The organism is Mesorhizobium sp. CNPSo 4689, from assembly GCF_057784325.1.
The window spans coordinates 1-17,759 of sequence record NZ_JBWLUZ010000057.1 but is presented as its reverse complement, the minus strand read 5'-3'; the positions used below and the strand labels follow the sequence as shown (position 1 = coordinate 17,759).

Annotated in this window: 28 protein-coding genes; 7 read left to right on the top strand and 21 right to left on the bottom strand. The window is 59.1% G+C overall.

The window, feature by feature from the left end; translation table 11 throughout:
* The first annotated feature begins 451 nt into the window (after window positions 1-451).
* Window positions 452-724 carry a hypothetical protein gene (locus AC04SI_RS31675; RefSeq protein WP_488475593.1) on the top strand — a complete coding sequence of 91 codons (273 nt, stop codon included), beginning with the start codon at window positions 452-454 and terminating at the stop codon, window positions 722-724.
* Here the strand turns inward: AC04SI_RS31675 and AC04SI_RS31670 are convergent.
* Together AC04SI_RS31670 and AC04SI_RS31665 are read right to left on the bottom strand one after the other, a co-directional pair.
* On the bottom strand, window positions 721-990 hold the full coding sequence (locus tag AC04SI_RS31670) for a hypothetical protein (RefSeq protein WP_488475592.1): 270 nt from the start codon (window positions 988-990) through the stop codon (window positions 721-723). The two genes, AC04SI_RS31675 and AC04SI_RS31670, sit on opposite strands and share 4 nt — an antisense overlap.
* A gap of 13 nt (window positions 991-1,003) precedes the next feature.
* Window positions 1,004-1,297 carry a hypothetical protein gene (locus AC04SI_RS31665; protein ID WP_488475591.1) on the bottom strand — a complete coding sequence of 98 codons (294 nt, stop codon included), beginning with the start codon at window positions 1,295-1,297 and terminating at the stop codon, window positions 1,004-1,006.
* Window positions 1,298-1,356: 59 nt separating this feature from the next.
* Here AC04SI_RS31665 and AC04SI_RS31660 point away from each other — a divergent pair, with 59 nt between their 5' ends.
* Window positions 1,357-1,539, top strand: a complete 183-nt coding sequence (locus tag AC04SI_RS31660; RefSeq protein WP_488475590.1) for a hypothetical protein — start codon at window positions 1,357-1,359, stop codon at window positions 1,537-1,539.
* 16 nt (window positions 1,540-1,555) lie between these two features.
* On the opposite strand, the gene AC04SI_RS31655 is transcribed toward AC04SI_RS31660, so the two are convergent.
* Complete coding sequence (locus tag AC04SI_RS31655) at window positions 1,556-1,780, bottom strand: hypothetical protein (RefSeq protein WP_488475589.1); 225 nt, start codon at window positions 1,778-1,780, stop codon at window positions 1,556-1,558.
* 125 nt (window positions 1,781-1,905) lie between these two features.
* Between AC04SI_RS31655 and ku the strand changes: the two genes are divergently transcribed.
* Together ku and AC04SI_RS31645 are read left to right on the top strand one after the other, a co-directional pair.
* Window positions 1,906-2,760, top strand: a complete 855-nt coding sequence (ku, locus tag AC04SI_RS31650; RefSeq protein ID WP_488475588.1) for a non-homologous end joining protein Ku — start codon at window positions 1,906-1,908, stop codon at window positions 2,758-2,760.
* Window positions 2,761-2,773: 13 nt separating this feature from the next.
* Window positions 2,774-3,166: a VOC family protein gene (locus AC04SI_RS31645; protein WP_488475587.1), complete on the top strand. Its 393-nt coding sequence runs from the start codon at window positions 2,774-2,776 to the stop codon at window positions 3,164-3,166.
* 14 nt (window positions 3,167-3,180) lie between these two features.
* Here AC04SI_RS31645 and AC04SI_RS31640 read toward each other — a convergent pair whose 3' ends face one another.
* Together AC04SI_RS31640 and AC04SI_RS31635 are read right to left on the bottom strand one after the other, a co-directional pair.
* The gene (locus AC04SI_RS31640) at window positions 3,181-3,402 is read right to left on the bottom strand and encodes a DUF768 domain-containing protein (protein ID WP_488475586.1); all 222 of its coding nucleotides are present in this window, start codon (window positions 3,400-3,402) and stop codon (window positions 3,181-3,183) included.
* A 346-nt stretch (window positions 3,403-3,748) separates the two neighbouring features.
* The gene (locus tag AC04SI_RS31635; protein ID WP_488475585.1) at window positions 3,749-4,582 is read right to left on the bottom strand and encodes an ATP-dependent DNA ligase; all 834 of its coding nucleotides are present in this window, start codon (window positions 4,580-4,582) and stop codon (window positions 3,749-3,751) included.
* Between the two features lie 569 nt (window positions 4,583-5,151).
* Between AC04SI_RS31635 and AC04SI_RS31630 the strand changes: the two genes are divergently transcribed.
* The gene (locus AC04SI_RS31630) at window positions 5,152-5,487 is read left to right on the top strand and encodes a sunset domain-containing protein (protein ID WP_488475584.1); all 336 of its coding nucleotides are present in this window, start codon (window positions 5,152-5,154) and stop codon (window positions 5,485-5,487) included.
* 771 nt (window positions 5,488-6,258) lie between these two features.
* On the opposite strand, the gene AC04SI_RS31625 is transcribed toward AC04SI_RS31630, so the two are convergent.
* Window positions 6,259-6,444 (bottom strand): ATP-dependent DNA ligase, encoded by a 186-nt coding sequence (locus AC04SI_RS31625; protein WP_488475583.1) that lies wholly within the window; start codon window positions 6,442-6,444, stop codon window positions 6,259-6,261.
* 203 nt (window positions 6,445-6,647) lie between these two features.
* On the opposite strand from AC04SI_RS31625, the gene AC04SI_RS31620 reads away from it, so the two are divergent.
* On the top strand, window positions 6,648-7,544 hold the full coding sequence (locus tag AC04SI_RS31620) for an ankyrin repeat domain-containing protein (RefSeq protein ID WP_488475582.1): 897 nt from the start codon (window positions 6,648-6,650) through the stop codon (window positions 7,542-7,544).
* A 154-nt stretch (window positions 7,545-7,698) separates the two neighbouring features.
* Here the strand turns inward: AC04SI_RS31620 and AC04SI_RS31615 are convergent, their stop codons facing one another.
* The 15 genes from AC04SI_RS31615 to AC04SI_RS31545 form a co-directional block, all read right to left on the bottom strand.
* Window positions 7,699-8,049: a hypothetical protein gene (locus tag AC04SI_RS31615; protein ID WP_488475581.1), complete on the bottom strand. Its 351-nt coding sequence runs from the start codon at window positions 8,047-8,049 to the stop codon at window positions 7,699-7,701.
* Between the two features lie 254 nt (window positions 8,050-8,303).
* Window positions 8,304-8,567 (bottom strand): hypothetical protein, encoded by a 264-nt coding sequence (locus AC04SI_RS31610; RefSeq protein ID WP_488475580.1) that lies wholly within the window; start codon window positions 8,565-8,567, stop codon window positions 8,304-8,306.
* A gap of 16 nt (window positions 8,568-8,583) precedes the next feature.
* Window positions 8,584-8,844, bottom strand: a complete 261-nt coding sequence (locus AC04SI_RS31605; RefSeq protein ID WP_488475579.1) for a hypothetical protein — start codon at window positions 8,842-8,844, stop codon at window positions 8,584-8,586.
* Window positions 8,844-9,098 (bottom strand): hypothetical protein, encoded by a 255-nt coding sequence (locus AC04SI_RS31600; RefSeq protein WP_488475578.1) that lies wholly within the window; start codon window positions 9,096-9,098, stop codon window positions 8,844-8,846. The genes AC04SI_RS31605 and AC04SI_RS31600 overlap by 1 nt, the downstream gene beginning before the upstream one ends.
* A gap of 12 nt (window positions 9,099-9,110) precedes the next feature.
* Complete coding sequence (locus AC04SI_RS31595; RefSeq protein WP_192177671.1) at window positions 9,111-9,470, bottom strand: P27 family phage terminase small subunit; 360 nt, start codon at window positions 9,468-9,470, stop codon at window positions 9,111-9,113.
* Between the two features lie 117 nt (window positions 9,471-9,587).
* Window positions 9,588-10,115: a hypothetical protein gene (locus tag AC04SI_RS31590; RefSeq protein ID WP_488475577.1), complete on the bottom strand. Its 528-nt coding sequence runs from the start codon at window positions 10,113-10,115 to the stop codon at window positions 9,588-9,590.
* 16 nt (window positions 10,116-10,131) lie between these two features.
* A complete protein-coding gene (locus tag AC04SI_RS31585) occupies window positions 10,132-10,401 on the bottom strand; it encodes a hypothetical protein (protein ID WP_488475576.1) in 270 nt (89 codons plus the stop codon).
* An 18-nt stretch (window positions 10,402-10,419) separates the two neighbouring features.
* Window positions 10,420-10,935, bottom strand: coding sequence for a hypothetical protein (locus tag AC04SI_RS31580; protein WP_488475575.1), 516 nt, complete (start codon window positions 10,933-10,935; stop codon window positions 10,420-10,422).
* 294 nt (window positions 10,936-11,229) lie between these two features.
* A complete protein-coding gene (locus tag AC04SI_RS31575) occupies window positions 11,230-11,487 on the bottom strand; it encodes a hypothetical protein (protein WP_488475574.1) in 258 nt (85 codons plus the stop codon).
* Window positions 11,487-12,236 carry a hypothetical protein gene (locus tag AC04SI_RS31570; RefSeq protein WP_488475573.1) on the bottom strand — a complete coding sequence of 250 codons (750 nt, stop codon included), beginning with the start codon at window positions 12,234-12,236 and terminating at the stop codon, window positions 11,487-11,489. The genes AC04SI_RS31575 and AC04SI_RS31570 overlap by 1 nt, the downstream gene beginning before the upstream one ends.
* A gap of 547 nt (window positions 12,237-12,783) precedes the next feature.
* Window positions 12,784-12,981, bottom strand: a complete 198-nt coding sequence (locus AC04SI_RS31565) for a hypothetical protein (protein ID WP_488475572.1) — start codon at window positions 12,979-12,981, stop codon at window positions 12,784-12,786.
* Between the two features lie 83 nt (window positions 12,982-13,064).
* On the bottom strand, window positions 13,065-13,646 hold the full coding sequence (locus AC04SI_RS31560) for a hypothetical protein (RefSeq protein ID WP_488475571.1): 582 nt from the start codon (window positions 13,644-13,646) through the stop codon (window positions 13,065-13,067).
* 1 nt (window position 13,647) lies between these two features.
* The gene (locus tag AC04SI_RS31555; protein ID WP_488475570.1) at window positions 13,648-14,922 is read right to left on the bottom strand and encodes a tyrosine-type recombinase/integrase; all 1,275 of its coding nucleotides are present in this window, start codon (window positions 14,920-14,922) and stop codon (window positions 13,648-13,650) included.
* A gap of 283 nt (window positions 14,923-15,205) precedes the next feature.
* Window positions 15,206-15,370 (bottom strand): hypothetical protein, encoded by a 165-nt coding sequence (locus tag AC04SI_RS31550; RefSeq protein ID WP_404281932.1) that lies wholly within the window; start codon window positions 15,368-15,370, stop codon window positions 15,206-15,208.
* A 1,031-nt stretch (window positions 15,371-16,401) separates the two neighbouring features.
* Window positions 16,402-16,533, bottom strand: a complete 132-nt coding sequence (locus AC04SI_RS31545) for a hypothetical protein (RefSeq protein ID WP_404281930.1) — start codon at window positions 16,531-16,533, stop codon at window positions 16,402-16,404.
* A gap of 961 nt (window positions 16,534-17,494) precedes the next feature.
* Here AC04SI_RS31545 and AC04SI_RS31540 point away from each other — a divergent pair.
* Window positions 17,495-17,759 (top strand): hypothetical protein (locus AC04SI_RS31540; protein ID WP_488475569.1); only part of this gene is annotated, 265 nt, incomplete at its 3' end.

The following is a 17,759-nucleotide window of genomic DNA, read 5'->3' as shown; positions in this document are numbered from 1 at the left end:
CCCCCACCCCAGCCCCCGCGACCGCTGGGCCGCTGCTAGCGCTTCTTCACCTTCGGCGTGATCTCCTCGATCTGCGCCTTTGGGCTTTCCGCGATCACACCATAGGCTAACGCGATCCCGCAGTTCACAATACAACTACAAGCGGTTGATTCCTTTGGGATGTAGCCGCTTCCATCAGAGGTCCGTCGCGTGGGGGCACGCGGCGGACTGCTGGTGGCCGGCATAGGCGCCTACCTGCTGTTCAGCTAAAATGCCCGCTGCCGGGAACAGCAGCGGGCCAATCAAGGCGAGGTCGGATTGGAGGGGTACAGGCCTCCGACCAGCGTTTCCAACGAGGAAGGCGAACATTCGTTCCGGCGTCGTTCGCATATATTAGCATCCTCTTGACTAAGCCCGCGCTCGCCCCAAAATCGTCTGCACGGCGACGGGAAAAATTGGTATTGGAGATCTGGTGGCAGTCACCGCCACTGTGCGCAGGCGGGTCGACGAGGACACCGTTAGCGTCTCGATCCCGAGCTACAATTTCCCGCATTCCATCTACGACTCCTCCAAGGTCAAGCGAGGCCAGCAGATCGAACTTACAGGCGAGGTCACTCGCATCGACGAGGATAGCGTGACGATCGCCCTGGGACCGCTGGTGACTGTCGCCATCGACAAGGTGAGGCTGGTGGAGAAATACCGGCCGCCGACACGCATGAAGCCGCTGCGAGACCTGGTCGACTAGTCCTTTCCCCTCTTGTCCGGTGTCACGGCGCGGTTTGTGAAATGCAGGTTTCGATCCGGCCGGCCGGCATCGCGGCAGGGCTGGCAATAGAGCACCTTAATCAGATCCCAGTGCGTGCAGCCGTGGTCATCGCCCAGGCGCCGCGCCAGCGCCGGCACGTCGAGCACGGCACTATGGCGGCACGTCATGCAATCCACCGATAGGCCCGAACCGATCGCGACTTTCTTGCCGAGCGTGTCCTCGACAAAGGGATATTTCATGGTCATCGCCGGCTGCCCGTCATCCGCGAAACCGTTCGGTGTGCCAGACGATCTTGCCGTCGACCTTCATTGGCTTGTGGATCATTAATCGCTTCGGCAGGTGCTCGGGATGCACCTCCAGTAGTGTAATCTTGATTTGGGGTTTGCATCGGCTGCAATCGAACTTCAGCGCAAGCGGGTCGACGCCGCCGCCATAGACCATCATCAGGTCGGCCGATCGGCAGTAGCGGACATTACCGCAACTGCATTCCGCCTTGACGAGCATGTTGTGCCGGGTCGCCTTTCCCAGCGTGTCGATCGGATCGTGCGCCATGAGAACAGAAAAGGAACAAATTCCTTGAACGTCAAGGCCGCTTGTGGAATCTATTCGGCATGAGCGACGAACCGACACGCCTTCCCGAACCCCTGCCGCCCCGTGAGCGCGGCGCGATCGTCGGCCATGCTTGCGAGCATGCCGGCTGCGGCAGAGACGCCGGCTGGGGCTTCGCCCGGCCGCGGCAGTCGTCGCACTGGTTCTGCTTTGAGCACCGCAGCGAGGGCGAGCGCTTCCTGTGATCGATCAGCCGCGACTTCAGGGTTTGCTGACCCCAGCTTCGTCAAGTTCCGCTTCCAATTGTTCACTGACAGGCTTGGGTTTGGCGGCGGCGTTGGGCTCGCCATCAAACCCTTGCAACCATGCGCCGGCGTATTCATCCCAATACCGCGGAACGACACGCTCCTTGCCGTCCTTGCGAGCCTCCGAACCGTAGAGCCAAGCGTATGTAAGGCACTCTTGGTCCTTTTTAACAACGGCCATTCGTTATCCTTGCTGAATCCAGCAGCCAAATGTAACGCGCAAAAATCGTTTGGCACCTCCCCAATCCCGAGGCCAGTGGCAAGCGTTGCCAGCCCGTCGGAACAATCCGTGCTGGCGTCCGTTCCATGCTCATCAACATGGGGAATGACATGGTTGCGCCACGTGCTATCTGGAAAGGCTTTTTGAAGGTCGGTTCCGTCGCATGCGGCGTCAAGATCGTCGGTGCAACGAGCGAGTCTTCGAAGATTCATTTCAAGATTCTGAACCGCAAGGACGGCTTGCCGGTCAAGAGCGCGTATATAGATGAAGAGACGGAAGAAACCGTCGATGCCGAGGACCAGGTGAAGGGCTTCGAAATCGACAAGGACAATTTCATTCACATCGAGCCGGACGAAATCAAAAAGCTCAAGCTGACGTCCGAACACACGCTCGAAATTGGCGAGTTCGTCCCCGTGAGCGAGGTCGACACGCGCTACCTCGAAAAGCCTTATTATCTGATCCCCGCGGACGGTGCCGCTGCCGAGGCGTTTGAGGTCATCCGCAAGGCAATGGAAACAAAGAAGGTGGCGGCCCGGTCGTGCGTCGTGCTCTACCAGCGCGGCCGGGAAGTGCTCATCCAGCCTTTTGAGAAAGGCATGTTGATGACTGAGCTTCGCACTCACAACGAGATGGTCTCGGAAGACAGCGTCTTCAAGGATATCAAGAAAACCGACTACGATCCCGAACTGCTCGAAATCGCCGGCATGCTGATCGACAAGAAGGTCACAAAGTTCGACCCGTCGAAATTCGAGGATGCGTACGAGGATGCATTGATCGCGATGATTGACGCGAAGCGCAAGGGCAAGGCCCCGCCGAAACCCGCGCCGAGGCCGAAAGAGAATGTGGTCAACCTTGCCGAGATACTGCGCAAGAGCCTGGCCAGCGAGGGTGGCGCAGCGGTCAAGGGCAAGAATGCACCTTCAAAGCGGAAATCCGCGTAAGCGATCGTGTAACATGAGCGGACCACTGTTCCACAAGATCGATTGCGTGATGCTCAAGGTGGCGGACCTGGATGCCGCTCTGGGGTTCTACTCCGAAGCCCTTGGGCATCCGCTTCTCTGGCGATCGCCCGAGGCAGCAGGGCTCGGAATGCCAGGTACGGACACGGAGCTTGTCCTGCATACCGATCTGGGTCCCGAGGTAGATCTGCTAGTGGACAGTGTTGACGCCGCGCTGGAGCGCTTCGTCGAAGCGGGCGGCGCGATTATCAAGAAGCCGTTCGACATCCCGATCGGCCGTTGCGCCGTCGTTCGTGATCCGTTTGGCAATGCCTTGGTGATGCTTGACCAAATCAAGGGCACCTTCGTCACCGATGCGACCGGGCAAGTGCTGCGCGTCGAGTCCTAGCGACAGAAGGCGTTCTAATCCACTAAGCCTGCGTCGTGGTGAACTAGGGCGTCGAAGATCGCCTCGTAGACGCTACCGGTCTCTTCCTCGATCTCGACGCTGCCGATGCCGATCGCCTTGGCGTCTGCAAATAGCTTTTGGGTCAATTCAGCGACGGAGATGATGTCGGCGCCGGTGGTCTCCGGGACATTGTTGGAAATCCATTTGTGCAGGAGTTTGACGGCACGTGTGCTCATCTCGCCATAAGCTGGCGAGTGGCATTAAGTTCCGCTTGGAGGAAATCCACGGCGCCGGCCGAAACCAATGATAGCCGACTTCGTTCTACCTGATCCCAGGCAAAGGCGGAGGAGCATTGTTGGGCAAGAGATTGAGCAGCAGCGATCCCGACTCGGACCGGTGTCCGTATGAGGTCGATTTCTTTGCAGAGAAGCACGGCATTCCAAGGCGCATGGCCGAAGTCATCCTGCGATCCAACGGTCCATCTCGCCATCAATGCGACGCGGCGGCGGCGGCCTACTTGCAGGTCATGCAATGGCGTCAACGGCCGCGGCCAGTTAAGGCGCAACCGAAATAAGTGAGCTGTCAGTTTTCCTCCCGGAAATCCTGCAGCGATGCATGACGTAGGTCGTCCTCGCCGCGCAGATGCTTCACGCGGCCGATAAGGCCCGGCTTGACCCATTGCGTGGCCGGCCGCCTCATGCCCATCGGCGGCGGCCCTGCATGTACCTGGACGCGCTGCCAGAGGCGTTCCCGCATCTCGCGATTCAAGGTGATGAAAGCCGATCCGATATAGCGGCCGGTGCCGCGCTCGGCCATCAGGGCGAATGCGGGCTTGCCGGCCTCGCGCTCGACGCCCAGCAACTCGTATTCGTCAATGCTGTAAGCTTTCGTCTTCAACCAGGCGGTCGAGTTGCCGGAGCGGTATTTGCTGTCCTTCCGTTTCGAAACCATGCCTTCGAGCCCGGCCTGATCGACGAGATGGAAAATCGCCTTGGCATCGCCCGGCAGGGCTTGGCTGAACTGAATTCGTGCACCTTCCGGGATCATCTCGGCCAGGATCTCGCGGCGGTCCTCTAAGGGCATGTCGCGCAGATCGTGGCCGTTTAGGTGGAGGAGATCGAAGGCAACGAAATAGAGGTCGTGTTGCCGTCGTGTGATGGCTTTGCGCAACTCGCCGAAGTCAGACAGGCCGGCATCATTGAGCACGATGATCTCCCCGTCGATGATGGCGCTTTCCACCTCCAGCGAGGCCGCCGCGGCGGCTAGGTCGCGGTACTTCGACGTCCAGTCCAGGCCGCGGCGGGTGAAGATCCTCACGCCGTCCGCATCCCTGACGATCTGGGAGCGGTAGCCGTCGAACTTGACCTCGTGAATCCAGCCATCGCCCTCGGGAGGCTTGTCCACGAGGGTAGGCATCAGAGGCTCGATAAATTCCAGCCGGCCAATGCCAGCACTCACTCGCTTCCGCACGGATTCAACTCAGGGCCGGTCTGTTCGATGGCCGAAAACATGGCGCATTTTACTAAATTAGCAATGATGCATGAAGAGGCCTATAATTCGACCCCAGCCGGCGCCGCCACTGAGCCCCGTCGGTTAGGCTCGGCTGCCTTGGCCTACCCTGCTACGGTCGCCGGGCCGCTATTGTGATCGACCTCTCCGCGAAAACAGCTCGGCAGTGATTTGGTCTCTGTCCCCACTATGCCTAGCGATCAAAGCCAGCGCTTCCTGGCGGCCGATGTTGCCGAGCTTCATGAGGTACGGAAGCTCAAACGTTCTCTTGTTGAAACGCCATTCCGGCACGTACCGTGTTGCTGCTTTCCGCGCTGTTGTTCCATCTTGACGCATCATTTGACCTCCTCTTCTTGATGTGATGATGCAGTCGCAAATTCGGTGCCGGGGCGCTCGGCTAGCTTGTGACGCTGGCCGGCTAGGCTTCTGGACTCTTCCGTGAGTTGGAAGCATTCTCCCTTCGGGGAGAGAGGGGCGTGGGCAAAGTCCAGCGTCATCAAGGTGCCAACCAGGCTGACCGTTGGCGAAAGCGCGCCGCCGGTAAACGGCGCCGCAGATCCCGCAATTGGTCATGGTTGTTTTCCATAGCGGCAGGCGGAATTCTCGCCGGCTTGCTGGCTCTCGAAGTTGGCCCGCCTCTCGTGGGCTGCAACATCAAAGGCAACATCAGCTACAACACCGGCGAGCGCATCTATCACGTTCCCGGCCAAGAATATTACTGGCGGACTCGTATCAGCCTGTTGGAGGGCGAACGTTGGTTTTGCTCTGAGGCCGCGGCGCGCGCTGCAGGTTGGCGAAAATCGAGGGTGTGAACTAGCATTGGTTGAATCAACGGTTACCCACATGTGCTTTCTAGTGCGCTGTGCCGATCATTTTGATGCAACCGCCACAGGGAAGTCTACCAGCGCGCTTTTCCGCTGGCAGCTGTCCTTACGCCGCCGACTGGCTAGCGCTAACCATCTGGCACCATTTCCCTGTCGCACGTAATCGCATGTGCTACTTTCCACTCGGCAGGGGGGCGATGGCCGATGCTGGTGAACTGTGCAGAATGCACGTTCGTAATAAGTTCAAGTACCCAGAAATGCCCCAGGTGCGGGCATGAAATCGGCTCGTCTGTTGGAAAGTTTCTATCAGACTTTGTGGCAGGCGACGGCGAAAGGCGGGTCAAGTCCGTTCAGTTTGAACGGCTAGTGCTGGTCATAGCGATGTGCATCTTTGCCGCATGCCTCATGGCGCTTGTCTATTCTGCAGAAAACAAATTCCTGGCTGGGTTTAGGATTCTTCCGGCCTGAGCGGTATTGCCTCAAGGCTCCCGGCTTGCCGCTTGCTCGTCACGAGCCTAGCGTTCGGCATCGGCCAGTTGAGGATTAAAAATGAGGATAGTGCTCGCCGGTCTGTGCCTGCTGATCCTTCTTTTCATTGTCGCGCTGCTCGCGACGTCGAGCGGCGTTCTCTTTCATGAGGAGAAGAGCCCAACTGGTGCATCCACGTGCCACTATTTCACGGGACTCGGCGTGTTTACTACGCCAAGTTATTCCGTGGACGGCTGCCCGCGATTCATTATCGTTGATCGGTAGGGCGGTTCACAGCAGCGCGAACGACGCCATCACCGCGTAGAGGTCGCGGTACTTCGTTGTCCAGTCCAGCCCGCGCCGGGTGAAGATGCGCACGCCTTCGGCATCCCTGACGATCTGGGAGCGGTAGCCGTCGAACTTGACTTCGTGAATCCAGCCATCGCCCTCGGGAGGCTTGTCCACGAGGGTAGGCATCAGCGGCTCGATGAACTCCAACCGGTCCCCGCCGGCACGCTTCCGCATGGAACGCCCCGCAACATCGAATTTGATTCAATATCGCAGAGTTGTTTCCCTTCCGTTAGCAGTTACTGAAATACATTGCCGCGATTAAGCATTCGCACTAAGCTCCGCGCCTTCTCGAAGCGTGCCGAGTCCTCCGGTTTCATAGGGGTGCCGAAATGCGCGGGTTCTTGCTTTTCATTCCGCTACTGCTTGTACACATCCCGATTGTATCTCACGCCGCCGCCATTCACGACGCCGCGAAAGAGGGTGATGTCGCGGCGATTACGGCAGCGCTCGACGCAGGTGCCGGCGTTGATGAGAGCGATGGGCAAGCGACACCACTCTATCTTGCGGTCAGGGGCGGGCATTTTGCGGCGGCAAAACTGCTCATTGAACGCGGTGCCGACGTCAACGCCGCCCCAACGCCGGCTTTGGGTCCTGCCCTCATGCCGGCTTTGGCAAAACGCAGGATCGATTTGATCAATCTGTTGCTGGACGGGGGCGCAAATCCAAATTCGAAGCGCAGCCGCGAAAACGCTATCCACATCGCGGTCAATCTCGGTTGTTTCGACTGCGTGAAGGCACTTGTCGAGGCCGGCGCGGACGTGAATGCGAAGACAAAGGACGGCAAGACGCCGCTCCATCTGGCAAAATTCAAGAGGCAACGCGAAGTCGCTGACTATCTCATCTCGCACGGCGTCGTCTTGCCAACACCAGCTCCGATCTCGATGAAGTTGGCTGCTGCCGATGTCGAGAAAGGCCGAACCTACTTCACCAGCGTGTGTGCCAGTTGCCACAATGCCGCGCCACAGGGAGCGATCAAAGCGGGACCCAACCTGTGGAGCGTCGTCGGCCGCGACAAGGCGTCTGTGGCAAAAATGCATTACTCCGACGCTTTGCTCGGCTGGGAAGGCGTGTGGACGTACGAGGATCTGAACAGATATCTCTTCGGGCCCATGCTCACTACTCCGGGCGTTTACATGGAGACGCCTGGTGTTCCGGACGAGACCGAACGGGTCGACCTGATCGCATACTTGCGCACACTCAGCGACAAGCCGATCCCGCTGCCCTGAACCCCTAGTCGCCTTGCCCGACGTCTTACGTGTTGACGGACCGAAGGGCGGTCGCATGAAGCGGGTCAGCTCCTTTTGTAAAAAGCGCACAGGGGGAAGCCCACCGAGGTACCCCGCGCGTCCTGACGCCCGCCTGTGGCTCGCGGCGCCGGGTTTAGCCCGCGCTTATCAAGTACATCAAAAGGCCAAAAACAGCTGCCAGTGAGGCACCACCTATGAGCAATGACCGGCGCCGCCGTTTGACGCGGAGTATCGGCTTGTTCCCCTTGGTAGCCTCAGCATGGGCAGCATCGATAGCCTTGGCAAACTTCGCGGCCTTGGCAGCCTTCGCGGTCCTGGCGGCGTCATGGGCGCTATAGAGGCGCCGTCCGTCCTCTCCAAAGCGATCGCTGTTCGGATAGGCCTTCTTGGGCTTTGCTCTGGGGCGCAAGAAACTCATTCGGCTCTCACTCGCGTCATCGTGTATTAGCGGCAGCTTGTATTTCACCTGAAGCGGGATCATCATGCAAGCCGCTTGTCGGGAACTCTGAGGGAGGTTTTCCGATGCGAATGGTTCTATTGATCCTCGCCGCAGTGGCCGCGTTCTTCGTATGGGACAACTTAGCGAACGAAGGCCGATATACGGCGGCAGTGGGACACAGGTACCGCTTGGCAGTGAACGAACTGCCGACCGGCTACAAGCATTGAGCCTGCCACCAGAGGCAGCGCCCATTGACGCGTGCGACCATCGGCCTTCGCGTCGGCCGAAGCTCCTGGCCATCAGCCTTGCCTTTCTCTGATTGCCGCCTCTAGCGCTTGCCGGATCTCCCAAATCTTCGGCCATGCTGCCGTCCAGCCAGTGCCGTCATTCTTCGCCCATTCGGGCGGCTCGGGACCGTCCACGCCCAATGGGCTTGGCTCCCACAACTTGATTCCCAAGGCCCTATTCAGCGCCTTGTGGTCACCGGCCCTGAACGCTTCGATCGCGGCGGGAGTAACTCTGAGCTTGATGTCGCGGCGAAGTGGTGTGCGCTTTGTCGCCATCAGCCCTTTGCCTTTCTCATTTGCAAGCCGCCTCCAGTTGCCGCTGCAACTCAAGAGCCTGCGGAAACGACAACTCGAATAGGTTGTTGGTGCGCTCCGGCATGATCCAATCGGGATCGCATCCGAGAGGATCGTCAGGAAGAGGGCTCATCTCCCAAGGATACAGGCCCAATGCGCGATGCAGGGCCAGATAATCCCGCGCCTTGTATGCCTCGATCGCCTGAGGCGTGATCCGGTGCTTAGAAGCGCGATTTAATGGTCTCCGCTTTGCAGGCATTACGGTGCTCCGAATTCTTGCAGTGCCCAAGGCGTTTCGCGGATGTCTGTCGGTTGCCACGAATTCAAGAAACGCGCGCCAAGACGCGTCCAAGCTTCCTTCGCCGCAGCCTGAATATCTCGATCATCCACCAGGCCGAACGGCGCCAAATCGCCGAAAAAATCGTAACCGCTCGTGAAGGTCTCGGACCAAGCCTGATATTTGGCTTCGCTGCCGATTTGACGGCGCCGAAGAGGCTGTCTTTTGGTCGCCATTGTTTGTCAGCCTCACATGCCCGGCGGACGGCCAGGGCCGCTGCGAAGCGGCTCCAGATCCAGGCCCAACCTGGCCAACGTGCGGATGCACAACGACCTCGCCGCGATTTCATGTTTGAGGGCCGGGTGGTCTTTGAGGCCACCACCTTTGACGCGCAGAACGGCGCCGTCCGCATCGATCTGAGCCATCAGCGCTTCGGCCCGGTCGAGAGCCTGGCAGGCAGTGACCAGGAACTCGATGCCGGCGGCATCATCGATACCGTACTGCTCGTTGACCGATTGCCAGAGACGCAGGCCATGCTCCCCGAGCCGCCTGGGTGGGCTCACGGTCGAAGGGGTGTTGACGGCTACCAGTTTTAGGTTTTTGGCCATATTATTTTTTCATCTCGTGAATGATTTCCTCAATTTCCAACGTGTGAAGGGCCGGGACCGGTCGCGGGTTTGGTCGGAAAATAGTTTTGACCCTCCCCGCCCCCCTGGGTGTTGTCATCAGAACACTCTCCGCCACGGTCCTGGAGGTTCAAGAGCATCGGCAATCGCTTGCGGGTAATAATCCGCGACCTCGATCCCTGCGTTGTAGTCGACCGCGATGCTCTCCAGGGCATCGGCCCATGTCTCTGGATCGAAATGCTTGTAGAAGTCCGACGAGGCCCAAATCATCGGGTCTTCTGGTTCGGCGAAATCGACATACATAAGCACGGTGGCGCCGTCTTCGGCGCGGACCACCGCAATGTATTCGACGGTCATGCCAGCCTTGATGGCCGTGGTGACTTCAGGGAGCAGATACGCCCACATCGCGCGCACTGTCGCCATCTCGTCCGTGAGCGGGACGGGATAGAAATCGATCGGCCGGGCTAGCTCGGCCTGCGCGCACTGGTTCATTGCCCAGTCGCACAGTTCCTTGTGCCGCAACTCGATCTGGTGACGATCGGCGCCGCGCGCCTGCAGCACGGAAAGCTCGCCTGCAATGTGGGTGTCGAGATCAGCCATCAGCGCTTCAACCGTCAGTGCTTCCATTGTCGCCTGGGAGCGTTCAGACCCGCTGGCCGTAGCGGCGCTGATAGTTCGACTTCATGAGCGCTACGGCCTTGCTGTTGTGCTCATTCAAGCCAGCCCTCTCCAGCCGCCTGATCCAGTACAAATCGTCTGCCTTCTTCTTCGGGTCATAGAGGCGGACGACCTGAACGGGCTTAGGCTTTGGCCGGACGCTTGTGAGATACACCGGCTTCAACGGCGCCGCAGTCTTCGCGGCTGCGGGTCGCTGCATCTTCCCCATGCTGGACATGTCTCTGGTCAGGTACATTTTCGATCTCCTTTTGGCTCAATCAGCCCCGTTCAGAATCTTCCGCGTCATCGCGACGCCGTGCTGCAACATGCCCTGGCACCTGCCGGGCAGCTTGGATGGAAGCTTCACACGAGCTTCGATCGAAGCGGCATAGAACTGGCTGCCGAGCGTGATGAAGTCTTCGAGGTCATCGATCTTCGCGGCGATCGCGTTGCGATAGGCCTCGATCGGCTCTTTGAGGTTCGCCACCTGGTCATCGAAGGCAGCGCGATGGGCTTCAAGCGCCCGTTGTGCTTCGGCTTCCTTTGCCTGGAAAGATTCGATCTCTGCGCCGGCCTCATCCACCTCGACTGCCTTGACCTTAGGCGGCTGGCCCGGCACCTGACCGAAGTACAAGCGGTGAAGCTCCCGGTGCTTGGCCCTTGCAGCCTCAAGCTCTGCCGCTGCTTCGCGCCATTTCCTTTCGGCCTCGGCTATCGCTGCCGGCTTCGGCGGGATCTTCAGAATGTTGGCGAAGTCCATTTCGGTGGCCTTTGGTGTCCTTGCGAGCATGTTGCTCCTCCTGTTCGACTGAGAATTTACGCCCGGAAGCAACTGCAGCGGATAACGCGTTAGTGGCCGTTCGAATGATCGCACTCGCAAGGCGCTTGCGGTTGCGGCTGCCGGCCTCATCGACAGCGCCGGCCTCAAGCATTAGGCCGACGAGCACGTGATCTATTTCGAGCGGAAGAACGATCCCGCCTCTCGCTTCACGCTCTTTGCGCCGAGCACCGCGCTGTTGGCCGAGCCTGCGCTTACGCTCTTCTCGCTCTTCCGGCGTACCGATCGGACGTCGCCCGCGAGCCATCACGCGATCCCGAAAACCACGGCCAGAACGAAGCCGATGCTCAATGCGGTGAGGATGGCAGAGCCGACCGGAACAAACGGCGACTTGTGCCGTTGGAAAGTATGTTGATTTTCCTTCCTGGTGACCTGCACAGCGGAAAGTCCATCGATCGTCATCGAGCCGCGCAGTTCGCGATGTTGCGCGCCCGACTCTTGCGGAGAATGGCCAGACGCAAGGCCAGCGAGGTTGAGCAGGTGGCGATGGTTGTTGTGGCGCATCAGCCTTCCCTCCCTGATGCAAGGGCATAGGCGGAAGCCTCGCGCGCAGACACCAAGCTTACCGTTCTCTCGGAGCCTCTTTCAGTGTCCTTAGTGTCCTCTAAAGTATTAGGCGGTCTATGTTGGTCCGGTTGAGACCGGTCTATGTTGGTCCGGTTTTGGCGGACTAACTCAGTCCGGTTTGACTTTGGCTGCGACCGGTCTTTCTCAGTCCGCTTTCCCTTCTTGTCGCTGGAGGCCAATCGAGCCGGCTCGGGGCGCTTCGTTGCCGGGCTCATCGCAAGTTCCAGGATCTCGTAGGCCCAAAAGAGCTTCAACTTGTACGCGACGCCTCGACTTTTGCGCTTTACGTCCAGCCTTCCATTGCTTTCCTCTGAAAGTTCGGACACCTTTTTTTTCTCAATAGCGCCAGTCCCTTTGAGAGATGCCAAGGCCGCGCGGACCTGCCGCGTATCGGCGAAACCGCTTAATTCGGCCAACGATTCCTGCGTTGGCCAGGCAAGGCATGTTTCCGCATCGGCGAGCGTCATCAGGGCAATGGCAACGCGTAGATCGCGCGGTCTCCGTCCATGCTTTTGGTTGTGGTTGACGGCGATCAACCAGTCATATTTCGACATCTCCGCCAGCGTCTTTTGCCACGGGCGCTTGCGGTTAGGTTTGGACATCGGCGCCGCCGTCCTGCCGAAGTTTGGCATGAAGTTGGCGATGATGTCGGCGACATAAGGCGACGGTCTCGAGTGGTCGATCATGCCGGGGGTGATGTAGATCGACGTTCTCAGTCGATCCGCATATCTCGCACGGTCCGACGACGAGAAGCCCGCGTCGGACAGCGCTTGCCGTCGCTGCGTGGGCCCACTTCGCCAACGGATTTTCCGCGGCCCATTTTTGTTGCGGCAGCCATTTCGATGACCTATCCTTCGGCTTGGAAACGTTGCCCTGTTTTCCAGATTTGCCGCCGCTGTCCTGTGTCACCAGGACGGCGGCTCGCGTTTCAGGGGCCGGCATGGCCTGCCCCCCTGATCTCGTGCGATTGGCGAATCGCCTGGCACGTTTCCAAGGCACTAAGGCCGAACATCGCCCGAAGTCCTGGCACCAGCGGTCGCGGCCGATCGCCCGGTGGCGTGATGGCGAGGAATCGCGCGGCCTCATCGATGGCCGACGTGCTTTCATGGCAAAGGCCCGTAGTGCCGCCTACGGGAAGCGCGGTGTCGGCGCTCATGGCAACCACCACCCGAGAGCCAGGACGACAATCACGGCGATGGCTTGCTGCCGTAGCGCAGATCGGAAGCGCGCGCATCATGCTGCCACCGGGTGACGGGCAGCATCTTCCCTGGCCTTACGCCAGTCGCCGCCGGCCTCTTTGCTGATCAGCACTCGGCCACCGACCTGCATTGTGCGAGGGCCAAGCCCGGCCTTCATGAGGTTGTAGAACGTCGCCCTCGAAATGCGATGAGCGAAGCAAAATTCAGGAATTGTGTATGCTGCAGTGTCCATGTCGGACCTCCTTAGTTGAGGATGGCCAACTGTGGACGGCTTCAGAATGGACAGCTTAGCTGCTGTCCAAATCCTTCCAAAAATTATTTTTGCTCGAGTTCTCCTGCGTCGCGCTTCGCTCTCGCCCGTCGAATAGTTCTTACGCCGACTTTGCAGACACTAGCAGCATCAAGTTCAGCCTCACCGATGGTCTTGCCAAGTGAAAAAGCTTGGTCGAACTCCTTACACTGGCGTTTCCACCTGCGAATGTTATGCTCGTCGCTACCATTATGAGCAGCGCGACCGTTTTCAAATTCCGTGATGTTGTCTTCTCCGCGCCGAAACGGTCGCTTATAGGAATGCCCTTCAGCGAACGATCGCAACTCCTCGAATTGCCGAAGCTTCTCATGCGCCGCGATTAGGTCGCCGTCGTCAAGACGATCTCTTATCTTCTGCAGCCGCAGGGCGACATCCGGCAAGCTGGTGATCTCGCGAAGCTTCCGGCCTAGGAGCCACATCTCCCATTTCGGTCCGGTTGACTGTTTGGGTGGTTTCACGTTGATCAGCCTACGCAATTCCGATGTCAGCCCGTCACCGCCTTGTGCCCGAATCCGATCAAGTGTGTCCTGGTAGCCCGACAACTGATCCGCGATGAAACCCCTTAGATATTCTTCTACGCTTTGCATCTCACCGGCTCCCGATCTCGACAACATTGTTGCTAGGAACCGTGCCGAAACGCGGCGCCCCTGCCCTCACAGCATCGGCGACATAGGATGGCGACAGATGACCATAGTGTTTTTCCACCATCCTGGTGTCGGTGTGGCCAAGGTTCTTTGCTACGACCATCAGCGGCATGCCGTTCATGACAGACAGGCTTGCCCATGTGTGGCGTAAACCGTGGAAGCCGATGGCCGGAACAATCTTGGCGTTCTTGCAAGCTTCGATCATCGGCCGGAACTGGTGAGACTTCTCCCAGGTGCCGCCAGCCGGCGCCGTCAACAGCAATTGGCCGCGATGCTTTCCTGTTGCGAGTTGCGCGAAAAGTTCGCTGCCCTCGTCGGTCAGGACGACGTGTCGCGCCTTGCCCGATTTGCTCTCTCGAATGGTCAGGGTGCCGACATCGGCGTTGAAATTTTCGACCCTCAGTCGCGCAAGTTCACTGTAGCGGGCGCCAGTTTGAAGAGCCGCCTGGACAAGATCCCTGAAACTGCCGCTCGACGCGTTCACCAGCCTTTGCGCTTCGGCGATCGTCAGATAGCGAACACGAGCGCTCTCGACATCTTCGAACGGTTCGACGCGGCGCCATTCCTTATCCGATGTGACCTTGCCCTCGCGCCAAGCATAGTTCAGGGCGGCCTTTAGGATGGTCAGGACGCGGTTTGCGGTAGCGCGGCGCTGCCGGATCGATTCCGCGTCTGTCCCCAGCTCCTTGAAGCGCTGTTCGGCATCGGCCTTGGTGCGAAGGCGGGGAGCCGTGGTGGCAACCTTGCTATGCCACTTCCTGACCTGTTTCGCGGTGAGCTTGGAAACATCGACGCTGCCGAGTTCGGGCAGGATCAGCGCTTCGGCGCGCCATCGTGCATCTTTGGAGGATTTCCGGTTGCCCTCCATCCAAAGCAGATAATCATCTATGGCCTCTTTGACGGTATAGGCGCCGGAGACCTCGCCGGTGTCGCCTGACAGCCGCTTGTGAAGATCCCTGGCCTTCTCCTGAGCCTGCCAAAAGGTAAGCAGGGTTTCACCATTTGCGTCGAGTTTGTCGTCAGCATCCGCGATCGTCTCGACGCGGTAGTTCTGATCGCCGACATACATACGAACGACCCACCGCCCGGCCTCTTTGCCCTTGCGATAGCCGACATGAAGTCCTGGCCCGATGCTCTTGTAATACGGCTTGCCGCGCGCCTTCAGTTTCGCCCGTGCTTCCTTGCTGTCGAGCGTTGCGTCACGAACTCTCTTTGCCATTGCCTGCCCCTGTCGTGTCCAACAATTTGTCCAATATACAGGCATGGACTATATTGGACAAGCATAAACGCAACTGGGCAAAAATCCTTATAGCGCAAGGGGTTCAGAGAATTGAGCTAGACGGCATTGGGCGGTTTAGCAGCCCTTTCACGGCGGTAACAGGGGTTCGATTCCCCTTGGGCGTACCAGATCTCTCAAGGACTTAGCTGAAAACCTCCCTTCCCTGTCAAATGTCTGGGCAATTTCCTTTTTGGCAAACTGAGTCGCCTAGGGGATGCCGAGGTCAGGACTTCTTATCGCCGTTTGGATTTGGCGCCGGTGCCTCTCGTACATCTCGCGGTGGCGGGTCGACATGTTCAGGCTCTGGCGACGCTTCCTTGTCAGGACGAACAGGTGTCTTTTTCTTCGGGTCGGGCTTCGGTGGCGGATCTTTGATTTTGTTTTGCATGTCCAGTTTCCTCCAATTCTGAAACCGGATCGCCGCACATCCGTTCCGTTGATGCCCTTCATCTGGTTTGCGATACAGGTCGCGAAACTATTCCAAGGGGTGAGAATGGGCCTGGTGAACTTCGTCGGCGTCTACATCACCGCTCTAATGTTCGTCGGCGCCGTCTGGCTACAAGCAGCGCGACATGGTCGACTTCCGCGATCACGCCATACGTCCTGGCGGCCCATGTGCTAGCTTGCCCAGGCGGCGGACTTGATTGCCCGCCTGGCCGGCGCCTTTTACCCCAAAGCCCCCCGCCCAATGGGCGCCGGCCATCTTCCATGAGCGATCCGCGTCGGTTACGGCTAGCTGCGGCTCTTTCGGATAGATGAAATGAGATCGTCGACACGGTCTACCGGATCGGCTGGGGGCTTTCCCTTCCTGCCCTGCGATCGAGCCTTCAGCCTTTTGTCGTAGACGCGCCTCAGCCGGTCGCAGGCCACCTTGGCGCGCTGCCAGGTCCTACCGATAAGGAGGTGCTCCCTCCAAGTACCCGACGGTTCGGGGCGATAGCGGAATCTCGCTTTGTGATCTTCCATGGTCCGCAACGGCAACGACACACCGCGGGTTCGACCCAACATAGCAACGTGGTTAACACTGCAGAGGGTGTCAGGCCTTTCGCCGACGATACCACAACCCATCTCCCCGCCCAGCTATCGCGATCATGGCGCTGGCGCTACCGGCGAGACAATGGCTCGTCTCTGTACATGAAACCTTTCTAATGCTGGCCGGTTGTTAACCCAAAGCCGGAGAGAGTGTTCGTGCCAAGACGAGATCACGCGGCTCGGCCGCCCAAGAAGCCACGCACGCGCCCGCTAAAAGGCGAGGAGGCGGAAGTGAGCCACATTGTCGAAACGCATGACGTCTCGCCGAACCAGGCAAGAGAGCTTGTGCGTCGACACGGCAACGATTGGCGAAAGATCGATGAGGCCGCCAAATCCTATAAAGACGAAAAGTGAGTTGGCCCTGCCGCGAAGCGCCGCAAGGCCTCATCAGCCCGCCGAGCCCCCATCACGATGGTCGATCGCCGAGAAGATGGTCACCCCCGAAACGACGATTTGAGCGGTCATCTCGGTGAGCTTCTCGCGCTTCACAAGCGTGGGCTTTTCATAGACCTTTTTCATTTGCTGTTTCCGAAATCCGCTGGCTGACGTGTCAGGCCGAGACACTGAACGCTGCAGCTTCAGTTTGCGTTCCATTGCAGAGCGGCTTCGTCTCCCCGAAAAGCCCGCCGGCCGGAGCCAACGGGAGGGTCTGAGGTAGCCAGAGTGTGGTATCTGGCAAATTGCAAACGGTCCGCCCTGGCTTTTGTTGCAGGGTTGCTAAAACAGCCCGCAGAGCAGAAAGCCCCGCCGCTCCATTTGCGAAGCGGCGGGACCCCCACTCACTCCTGATTGCCGAGCCCCAACGCTCGGCGTTGCTAACGCAGCAATTCTGGTGCCAGCGGCGCAGGCCAGCGCCTTGGCTAGGGCTGGCACCAAATTCAGCACAGAAAAAGCCTCGCCGCTCCATTTGCGAAGCGGCGAGGCCCCCCAGCCGCCCCAATTGCCGGGCCCAACACCCGGCATTGCTGACATTGCAATTCTGATGCCAAGGCAAATGACCCATTGTGGGGCAGTGTCAGCCGCACGCTATTGCCCTTGGACGCCTTGGCGGACGCATTCCCTTTCAAAAATAGCCGAGCAATCGATCTCATCGTGAAACGGAGCATGCGGATCGAACACCAGCCAAGACGCATGAGATCGCAATTCCCTCAGACGGGCGTTCTTTTCGAGGCGGGCGTGGCGTTCCGCTTCTGCATGGAACGCTAGGCTAGGCTTTTCACGAAGAGAGCTCATCCACAGCCCCCACGTTGATTAACATCGCTTCTTCAACGCCTTGGTTCCGCGTTGCGTTCCTTGATGTGGCAACTTCGGATGGCCCCCGCCGGAGCGCGCTGTGCTGGTCGCTGTCCCTACACCGGCGAAGCGCCTCAAGCGCCCTGGCGCCCGCCTGTGGCAGCGCCCGCGGCTGGTATGGATCATAGTTAGGCATGAGGGCGGTTTGGGGCCGCTGGATCAGGTGGGTTTTGAAGGGGAAAGTGCCATGCAATTCGCCAGTTGCTACGACTATGGCGGCACCGTTCTTGCGTCGTCGATCTTTCTGAACATCACAGCGGTTTTGATGATTTTGGCCGCATTTGCCGCTGCACGATTGATTACAATATCAGGCGCGAGTTCCGTCCAACAGCTTCAGCCCGCGAAATGCGCCGGCGGGCCAATGCCATCACGGCCTGACAAAGCGATTTTTCCACATCGCCCCCAGCCGCGGCGCAACGGCGGTGCCGGCGCGTCCGCTGGGGGGGTTGGGT